The sequence below is a fragment of the Nocardiopsis chromatogenes YIM 90109 genome, assembly GCF_000341185.1.
GTDB classification, from domain to species: Bacteria; Actinomycetota; Actinomycetes; order Streptosporangiales; family Streptosporangiaceae; genus Nocardiopsis_A; species Nocardiopsis_A chromatogenes.
Window position 1 is genome coordinate 1 of the sequence record NZ_ANBH01000370.1, and the last position, 7,349, is coordinate 7,349.

General features: G+C 78.3%; 3 protein-coding genes. All 3 read right to left on the bottom strand.

Going from position 1 to position 7,349, the window contains the following annotated elements; translation table 11 throughout:
• Nucleotides 1-3,513, bottom strand: a 3,513-nt coding sequence (locus tag D476_RS0130850; RefSeq protein ID WP_086002670.1) for a TIGR02680 family protein, incomplete at its 3' end; no start/stop codon positions are given.
• A 571-nt stretch (nt 3,514-4,084) separates the two neighbouring features.
• Entirely contained in the window at nt 4,085-5,410 is a 1,326-nt protein-coding gene (locus tag D476_RS0130855; protein ID WP_017627729.1) for a TIGR02678 family protein, read from the bottom strand.
• Nucleotides 5,407-7,026: a DUF2397 domain-containing protein gene (locus D476_RS0130860; protein ID WP_040728933.1), complete on the bottom strand. Its 1,620-nt coding sequence runs from the start codon at nt 7,024-7,026 to the stop codon at nt 5,407-5,409. Before D476_RS0130860 ends, D476_RS0130855 begins: the two co-directional genes overlap by 4 nt.
• Nucleotides 7,027-7,349 lie beyond the last annotated feature (323 nt).

Here is a 7,349-nt window from a genome sequence, read left to right on the forward strand (position 1 = left end):
CTCGGCCTCGGCCAGGCGTGCGGCGGTGAGCCGGGCGGTGGAGGCGGCCGGGGCGGTGCCCGCCTCGTCGCTGACGGCCACCGTCAGCACCCCGCGGTCGCGGTCGGCCTGCACGTCGTGGGTCCCGGCCAGCGCGGTCTGCAGCGCCTGCACCCGCGCGATCAGGTCCCGCTCCAGCGCACCCGGGTCACCGGGCCTGCCCTCGGGCTCCAGCGCCTCGCGCAGGGCCGCGCGCAGGTCGGCCCGCTCGAAGGGCACCTCCACCAGCCCGGTGGCCGCCTCCCACACGCCGGGCACGTCGGCGGTGTCGGTGAGCGCGTCCTCGGTGTCGGCGAGCACCCCCTGGGCCTCCTCCAGGGCGGCCTCGGCCTGCTCGGTGCGGCCCTCGGCCTGGGTGAGCGCCTGCAGCCGGGACTCCACCTCCGACTGCGCCTTGGGCGCCTCGTCGCGCAGCCGCGCCCGTTCCTCGGTGAGCGCCCGCACCTGCGCGCTGACCTCCTCGGCGTCCTGGCCGAGCGAGGAGCGCAGGGTCTCCAGCACCCCGTGCGCCTCGGCGAAGGCCCGGTGGGTGCGGGCCGCCTCCTCCTCGGCCTGGGCGCGCGAGGCGGCGGTGCGGGCGTGGTCCTCCAGGGACGCGGAGACCGCGCGCAGCGCCTCGGTGTAGTCGCCGCGCAGCCGACCGGCCGCGCGCTCCAGCAGCGACGCGGTGGCGCGGGCCCGGTCGGCGAGCTCGCGCAGGGCCTCGGCGCCGTCCGGGAGCCCGGCGTCGCCGCAGGCGCGGCGGTGCTCGCCGCGCTCGGCCTCCAGGCGGGCGCGGGCACGGGCGTGTTCGGCCTCGGCGGTCTCGGCCTCGGAGGCGGCGCGGGCCGCGGCCGACCGGCGCTGCCGGGTCTCGGCCAGGTCGGCCAGCACGGGGGAGATGTCGGGGAAAGCGTCCAGGCAGGCGTTCCACCCCTGCTCCAGGCGCTGGGCGCCCTCCAAGGACGAGCGCAGCCCCTCCTCGCGCTCGGCGAGCGCGGACAGGGCGGCCTCGGCCTCCTCGGTGCGGCGCCGCCGGGCGGCCTCGCGCGCCCCGGCGCCGATGTGCTCGGCCCGCTCCTTGCCGTGCCGCCCGACCAGCGCCCCGGACCGCCAGGTGCCGTCGGTGCCGATCGCGAGCCCGGAGGGCGCACCGTCGGCGCCGGTGCCGTGTACGGAGGCCGGGCGGGGCAGGGCGCCCGGTCCGGGAGCGCCGTCCGGCAGCAGCGGCACCGAGCGCAGCAGGGCGCTGACGGTCTCCTCGGGCACCGGCGGGGCGTCGTCGCCGTTCCCGCCGCCCTCCCCTCCGGGGCCCTCCGCGCCGCCGTCCGTGCTCGGGACGAGCACGTCGGCCAGGGTCGGCCCGTCGACGGGCTCCGCGGGCACCGCCCACGTCTCATCCCCGTCCACCCCGTCCACACCGTCGGCGCCGTCCGCGCCGACGCCGCCGTCGGCCCGGACCCACGCGCCCAGCAGCCCGGACGCGCGCAGCGCCGCCTCCAGCCCGGCACGCTCCTCCTCGCCCAGCTCCGGGGCGAAGTCCACCAGCCGCGCGAACGGCGCGCCCCGGGCCGGGTCGCGCTCGGCCGTGGTGTGCTCGGGCACCGGCGGCCCGACCTCGGCGGCCTGGCGCAGGTGCGCCAGCTCGGCCTCCAGGCGGGTCCGCTCGGCCCCGGCCTCGGAGAGCCGCTGCTCGGCGGCGAGGACCGCGCGCTGCACGGCCCGCACCCGCGGCTGAAGGGCCGCCCGCACCTCCCGGTGCGCGTCCCGGAACGCCCCCGGGTCCAGCAGCACCTCCCCGCCGTCGGGGACCGGGGGCAGCTCCCCGGCGTCGGGCCGGTCGCCTGCGGGCAGGGCCCGGTCGTGCCAGTCGCGCACGGCGGCGCTCCACCGCTCGGCGGCGTCGGCGAGGCGCTCCTCGCCCTCGCGGGCCCGGCGGTCGGCGGCCGCCGACTCCTCGGCGGCCGCCTCCGCGCGCTCGCCCAAGCGCTCCAGCCCGGACTCGGACTCGGCCAGCCGTTCGGCCTCGGCGCGCAGCCCCGACAGCAGGCGGCCCCGGTCGGCGGCGGCAGCGGCCGCCCCGTCGAGCGCCTCCGCGGCCGCACCCGCCGCCTCGGCCAGGGCCTCGGTGGCGATCGCGGGGGCGGTGGGCCGCGCCGTGTCCTCGGGGCGCGCCGCGGGGTCGGCCGAACGCAGCACCCGGGCGGTCTCCTCGCCCCGCCGCACCTCGGGCTCCAGCCCCGGCAGCGGGCCGAGCGCCTGGCCCAGCCCCAGCTCGCGCAGCGCGCCGCGGGCCTCGGCGGCGGCAGCGGCCGCCTCCCGCCCCACCCGGGCGGGCAGGGCGGCGGCACGCTCCACCGCCTCCAGGGAGTGCTCCTCGGCGGCGCGCAGGTCCTCGGCGGTGCGCAGGGCGGCCTCGGTGTGCCGCTTCTGCGAGGCGACCGTGGCCTCCTTGTCCTCCAGGTCGCCCAGGGCGCCGTAGGCGGCCGAGGACTTCAACGCCTCAAGGTCGGTCTGCACCGTGTCCATGCGGGCGGTGAGGGCGTCGCGCTCGTCGGCGGCGGCGCGGTGCTCGGCCTCGGCCGCGTCGCGCTCCTTGCGGCGCTTGTCCAGGGCCGAGCGCGCGCGGTCGGCGGCCTTCTCGGCCTTGGCCAGCCGGGCCTCCCGGTCGGCCAGCACTCCGCGCGCGTAGCCTCGGTAGCCCTCAAGGAACTCCTGCAGGGCCGAGTCGGCGCGGCGCAGCCGCGTCACGTTGCGGCGCACCCCCTCCAGGTTGTCCAGCCCGGCGGCGGTGCGGGCGATCACGTCCGGGTCGACCGGCGGCAGCGCGTCGGAGAGGAGCTGTTCCAGCTGGCCCTGGAGCACCTTCAGGCCGATGTCGGGGTTGCGCAGCGTGCGCTGCAGGTGCAGCAGGTCGGTGTAGCGGCCGCCGCCGCTGATGCCGTAGACGGTCTCGGCCACCCGCTGCTGGAACGCCTCCTGGGAGGGGACCACCGCGTCCTCGCCGATGTGCTCGCGCAGCCGCGCGGCGGTGACCGGGCGGTCCTGCTCCAGCAGCGCGAAGTCCTTGTTGACCCGCAGCGGGGTGAGGAACCGGTAGGAGTCGGTGATCTGCCTGCTGGAGGCGCTCGCCTTGACGCCGATCCCGGCGGTGCAGAAGTCCTCGGTGCCGTCGTCCAGCACCCGCCGCAGCTCCACCCAGGCGTAGCCGAGCCGCACGGTGCCCTCGGAGTAGTCGTCCAGCATGAGGCGGCTCATGCTGACCGTGTCGAAGCCCTTGCAGCCCATGTTGCGCAGGTCGCCGTCGAGGCACAGCGGAAGCAGCAGCTCCAGGGTGCGCGACTTGCCCGAGCCGTTGGTCCCCTTGAAGATGACCCGGCCGCCGGACAGGTCGAACTCCTCGTCCCGGTACTGCCAGATGTTGACGACGCCGCCGCGGTGCAGGCGCCAGCGGCTGCGGGGGTCGGAGGTGCTCTCCACGGTGTCGGTCCTCACGTCGGTGTCGCTTCGCAGGGGCGGTGGTCGGGGGTGTCGGCGCGGGGCGGCCGAGGCCGGTCCGCTACGGAGGTCGGCGGGTGCGGTCACCAGGGGGCCGCATCCGCCGGAGCGGTGCCATCCCCGTTCGACCCCCGAGGTGATCGCGGCGGACGTGCCGGCGAAGCCGCTGGTTCGACGGCGCCGTCGCCGAGATCACCACTAAGGACGCCCGGTATACGGCGTGGAGGGGCGCACCGCCCGCCCTCTGGGCGGGTGTCGACAGGGCGGCCCCGTTCGCCCGGGAGGCCGCCCCGGCGGCCTCCCTCCCGCCTGACCGGCCGTGCGGGCTTCGGCGCAGCGGCCCCGCCCCCGGCCGCATCGCCTCCTCGGGGGTCCACGGTGGCGACCGGGGCACGCCCGTGCGGGATGGAACGGCCACGGGATACCGGGGCCGAGCCCGCACGGGCGGGGTCGGCCCGCGTGTGCTCCCGCACGGTGAAGCGCGGCCGCAGGCGCCCGCCGGTTCCGTCCGTGGCCCTCGTCCGGCCGTCCTCGGGTGCGCCGACGCGGTCGTTCACCGGCCGCCCCCTCACGGCGCGTCGTCCGCCACGGCGAACAGGGACTCCTGGCCCTCGCCGGGGCCCGCCGGGGCGGGGCGGGCGCCCTCGGTAGGTGCCTCGTCCTCGTCGCCGTCGCCTTCGGGGCCGTCCGGGCGCGGGCGGTACCGCGCGGCCGCCGGGCTCAGCTCGACGCGCTCGCTCCCGTCGGGGGCCGTCCCCACCCGCGCCAGCCCGGCCTGGACGAGGGTCTGGGCCACCGACCGGGCCAGGCGCGCGGTGTCGCGCACGGCCTCCTTCGACCACGCCTTGGGGTAGCGCGCCACGATGTCGGCCGCCGCCTCCTCCAGGCGCGCGTAGGAGACCGGGACCCGGCCGCCGCCGGGGGCGCCGTCGGCGCCGTCACCGTCGTCACCGCCGTCGGGCCCACCGTCCCGCAGGACGGCGTCGGCGGTGAGCAGAGCGATGCGCGACAGCGTCCCGTGCCCCGGGTACAGCAGGTCGCTCAGGTAGCCGTCCGGGTCCACCGCCAGGACGCCCTCGGCCCGCACCTCCAGGTGCAGCCCCAGCAGCTCCTCCAGCAGCTCCGACTCCTGGCGCAGCCGGGTGCGCAGCCAGTCCCGCTGGTCGGCGGTCAGGTCCCCGTTGAGCACCACCGGGTCCTCCACCAGGCGGCGCCGCACGGCGTACCGCACGTCCTCGCCCGCCCCCGGCGCCCCGCCGGCGGCGAGCTGCGCCGGGCCCTCCAGTCGGCCCAGCGGGGCCGCCACCAGGTGCCCCAGCAGCTCCACGTCCACCGTCAGCAGCGCTTCGCGCCCGGCGTCCTCGGCCCAGGGCCCGACGCTGCCGTCGGTCTCGGACAGCACCCCCAGGTCGATCAGGTGGCGCAGCGCCGCCACCAGCGCCCTGCGGTCCACGATGCCGCCGCCCAGGTCCAGCCCGGCCTCGGCACCGGCCGCACGCACCTGGTCCACCAGCCCGGACAGCAGCACCTGGCCGCTGGTGCCGGTCAGTTCGGCCAGCACCAGGCACAGGTAGGCATAGGCGCGCGGGGTGAACGCCGCCCCGTTGGCCTTGTGCGCGCCGCGCACGCCGTCGGGGGTGCGGCCGGTCTTGTACAGCCGCGCGAACGTCGGCTCCACCGCCAGCCGGTACCCCAGGTAGTGGGCGAAGAGCGCCTGCAGCCGGTCGCTGTAGCGGCGCACCGCCGGGAGGGCGTCGCCCTCGGTGCCGTCGGCGCGCAGCAGCGGGCGGCGCAGCAGGGTCCGGGCGCACCGGCGCACCTGGGCCGCCTCGATCGCGTCCAGGCCCTCCAGTGCCGAGCGTTCGGCCCGCGCGGTGCGTGCGGCGGGGCTCACCGGCCCACCCCGCTTTCGGCGGCGTCCCCGGCGGGGGCGTCCGCTCCGGCCGGGCCCCGGGCGGCGCCCTCGGCCACGTCCAGCTCCACCCGGGTGCCGTGCAGCTCCAGGGTGCCGAAGACCGACCCGATCCGGGCCGCCCCGCCGTCGGGGCGCAGCACCAGGGTCAGCCCCGACACCGGGTCGGCGGCGGTGCCCTGCTCGGCGGGGGCGTCCCGCCCCGCCCCGGCCAGGGTGAGCAGCTCGCAGAAGAGCTCCAGGGCGTCGGCCGACAGCCTGGCCCCGGCCAGGTCGCCCGCGGACGCGGCCAGCTCGCCCACCGCGGCCGAGCGCCGCCTCTTGCGCCGGGCCTCCTCCTCCAGCAGGGCGGCCCGGCCCAGCGGGTCGTCGCCCAGGCGGGGGATCTGCCCGCCGGGGGCGCGCTCGCCGCGGCTGCGCACGTTCACCTCCACCGGCACGCCCTCGCCGCCCGACCAGGGCAGGCTGGGGGAGGGCGCGTCCTCCTCGGGCGCCAGCGCCAGGTGCCGGGCGGAGAACAGGCCGAAGGCCGAGGCGTACATGTCGTGGGCGTCGGCGGGGGCGGCCCCGTCGAACCAGGCGGCCAGGCGCAGCAGGTCCCGGCGGCGCCCCGGGTCCACGCCGCCCGCGCCGGTGGCGCGCTTGACGTTGCCCAGCAGCGCGCTGATCGCCCTGCTGGTGGCCTCGCGCAGCTCGTCGGCCTCCGAGGGGCGCCCCGGGCGGCCCACGAACCAGCCCGCCAGCCCGTCCCAGTCGGCGGCGGTGCGGCCGGGCGCGCGCTCCATCAGCTCGGTCTGGCCCACCACGCTCGTGTTGGGCACCAGGTCGGCGCCGCCCCCGAGCACCCGCAGCAGCGCCTCGCGCCGCCCGTCGAGCGCGGTCAGCCGGTCGGCGACCGGCTCGGCGTGGCGCAGCACGTCCCGGGCGATGAGGTCGACGTACTCCAGCAGCATGTGCTTGAACCCGGCCATCTCCTCGGGGGAGAGGTCGTAGCGGGCGATGACCGAGCCGAGGTAGGCGTAGAAGTCGCGCACGGCGGCGGCGAACTCGCCGTGTTGCAGGAACAGCGTGGTCACCTGCTGGGAGAGCCGCTCGCGCAGCGCGCGCGGGACCGCGCGGCCCTCGGGGGCGGCCTGAAGCGCCTCGTCCAGCAGGCGGGAGGTCTCGGCCAGGCCGTGCTCGATGGCCGGCAGCAGCTCGCGGGAGACCTCGCGGGCCCCCTCGGCGACGCTGAGCAGGTCGTCCACGTCGCGCTGCACCCGCATGGCGAGCTTGGCGACCTGGTAGCGCACCCGGCTGCGGGTGAACTCGGCGATGGTGGCGGCGGGCTCGCGGCGGCCCGGGACCAGGTTGCCCCAGCGGGCGAGCTGCTCCAGCCGGTCCACCACGGTGTCCAGGCGCGACTCGCCCTCGTCGACCTCGCCGCGCCGCTCGGCGGCGGCGAGCGCGGCGCCCACGTCCCCGGCGCCCAGGTCGGCCAGCAGGGTGCCGGTGAACAGGCGCATGATCGCCAGGTAGGTGCGGCGCTCGGGGGCCGACAGGTAGGCGTACAGGCGGAGCCGGTCCAGGTCGGCGGGTTCGGGAGGCGAGTAAGGCATGACCCGCACCAACTTAGCGCCTCATGGCGGCACGGCCGACCGGAATGCGGTGGGCTTTCGCGCACACGCCGCCGGCCGGGGAGGCGGGGCCCCGGGGACAGTGCCGCCGCCCCCGGGACCCCCGTTCGTGCAGGGGGTGTTGTGTTGGACCTCGGCCGTAGGAAGGCACGTGCGGCGCCATGTCCGTCGCAAGGCCGGGGGAGGGCCGGTCGGCAGGCCGTCGACCGATGAGAACGCGGCGAGGGCCGTGCCTGGGCGCCGCGCAGTGGGCCGTGATCCGCGCAGCACCTCCTAGACGAGTGATTCCGTAAAGATCGTGTGAG